Here is a 1,689-nt window from a genome sequence, read left to right on the forward strand (position 1 = left end):
CGCCCTGCGGTCGGAGGAACTCTACAGCGCGAACCGCAAGCTGGCCGAGCACGCCGAGGCGCTGTCCTTCCAGGTGATCGAGCAGCGGGAGGAGAACGCCGCGCTGATGGGGCGCGCGACACGCGTGGTGGCGGAGCTGGCCGTCGCCACTGGCCGCGCCGAGATCGCGGAGCAGCGTCTGTGGGACGCGCTCACGGCGGTGGAGGACGGGTTCGCCGTCTTCGACCGGGATTGCCGCCTCGTCGCCGCGAATCCCGCTTATCTCGCGCTCTTCGAGGGGGTTTCGGACGTCGCGCCCGGCGCGAGCTACGAGGCGATCCTCAGGATCGCGGCGGACGAGGGAATCGTCGACCTCGAGGGCGCGCATCCCGACGACTGGATCGAGCGGATGCTCGCCCGCTGGGAGGGGGAGGTCATTCCGCGCACCGATCTCCGCCTCTGGAACGGCAGCTTCGTCCGCCTCATCGACAAGCGCACGCCGCAAGGCGACACCGTCTGCCTCGGCATCGACCTGACCTCGACCCTCCGCCGCGAGCAGGAGCTTCGGCAGGCCCGCGACGCCGCGCTCGCCGCCAGCCGCGCCAAGTCCGCCTTCCTCGCCAACATGAGCCACGAGTTCCGCACGCCCATGAACGGCATCGTCTCCATGGCGGAGCTTCTGGGCGAGACGGCGCTCGATGCCGAGCAGCAGCTCTTCGCCGAGACGATCCGCCATTCCGGCGAGGCGCTGCTCGAACTCATCAAGGACCTCCTCGACTATTCCAAGATCGAGGCCGGCCGTCTCGTGCTGCACGAGGAGGCGTTCGACCTCCTGTCCCTGATCCTCGAGGTCTTCGGCCTCCTGCGCCCGAGGCTGGAGGGGCGCGATCTCCGCTTCCGGCTCGACCTCGACATGGACGGCACGGGGACGCTGATCGGGGATTGCGGGCGGATGCGGCAGATCCTGTTCAACCTGATCGGCAACGCCGTGAAGTTCACCGACACGGGCCATGTGCTCGTGCGCGTGCAGGCCGTGGTCGGGACGGAGGGCGAGGTGGCGCTGCTCGTGGCCGTCGAGGATACCGGCATCGGCATCCCGGAGGAGTTGCAGGCCCACGTCTTCGGAGAGTTCAACCAGGTCGAGGACCAGGCCAACCGGAGCCATGACGGAACCGGCCTCGGCCTGACCATCACGCGCCGGCTGCTGTCCCTGATGGGGGGCGAGATCGGGCTCGAGTCCGAGCCGGGCCGCGGATCGACCTTCAGCTTCGGGGTCACGCTGCGGCAGGACGCGACCGGGGCGCCCGCCGCCCGCCTTCGGCCCGAGCGGCGCGAGGTCCGGCTGATCGGCCCGCTGTTCTCGGGACGGGTGCGCGAGCTCGTCGCCATGCTGGCGCGGGCCGGTGCCCATATCCGCGCCGACACCCGGCCCGATGCCGCCGACCCGCCCGGCACCGAGGAGATCGTCGTCCTCCTCGGCCGGGCGGAGGCGGCGGCGGGGATGGCCGGGACGCTCCGGGAGGCGGGGCTGACGGGGCCCATCCTGCACTTCGGCGACGGGCAGGAGGACGCGCCGCCCTGCCTCGTGAGCTTCGAGCTTCCCGAAGCGGCCGACGATCTGCCCGCGCTTCTCGAGCGGTTGCTGGCGGCCGATGCCGCGCCCGCCGCGCCGGCTGAACTGCCCCGCATGTCGATCCTCGCGGCGGAGGA

General features: G+C 71.3%; 1 protein-coding gene. It reads left to right on the plus strand.

Features of this window, described 5'->3' with window-relative positions; all coding sequences use genetic code 11:
* Positions 1-1,689 (plus strand): ATP-binding protein (locus ACTS11_RS19980; protein ID WP_442642038.1); only part of this gene is annotated, 1,689 nt, incomplete at both ends.

Origin of the sequence: Roseicyclus sp. (assembly GCF_052168335.1) — a bacterium.
Classification (GTDB): Bacteria; Pseudomonadota; Alphaproteobacteria; order Rhodobacterales; family Rhodobacteraceae; genus Roseibacterium.